This window comes from Staphylococcus sp. 231237_7MaSpsaltlick, assembly GCF_043107035.1.
Map to the genome: position 1 here is coordinate 1 of NZ_JBICNX010000377.1, position 441 is coordinate 441.

General features: G+C 27.4%; 1 protein-coding gene. It reads left to right on the forward strand.

All coding sequences use genetic code 11. From position 1 onward, the window contains the following. Positions 1–191 (forward strand): hypothetical protein (locus ACF91D_RS31975; protein ID WP_392438734.1); only part of this gene is annotated, 191 nt, incomplete at its 5' end. Positions 192–441 lie beyond the last annotated feature (250 nt).

Consider the following 441-nt stretch of genomic DNA (forward strand, 5'->3'; position numbering starts at 1 on the left):
TATATATCATACCGATTGGTTCTACAGGGTATGCGAGCCAAGAAATATTAAATATAGTTAGAGAAGACGATAAGTATTGGTATTTAAAAGACTCTATTGAAAAGTTAAGCGAATCAACAGATAATGAGACTTTATTAAAAGAAGTAACTACTATAATCCAAAGAATCAAGGATAAAAATAATAGTATATAATTTTCAAAATTGATTGGTAAATAGGAGCGGTTTTAATCTAACATTATATATGTAGTGTTTACTTAAAAAGACTTTGGTTATACTAAAAAGGATAAGAAGTATTTACGTATAAAACAAATTTTAGCATAGAGGAGAATAGATAATGACACAAAAAACAACAATCCAAGAATTTGAACCTTTTTTAGATCAAACAATTAGGGTGGTAGGTATTGACGGTAAATCTAGAACAGGTAAATTAGTAGCTGTATAT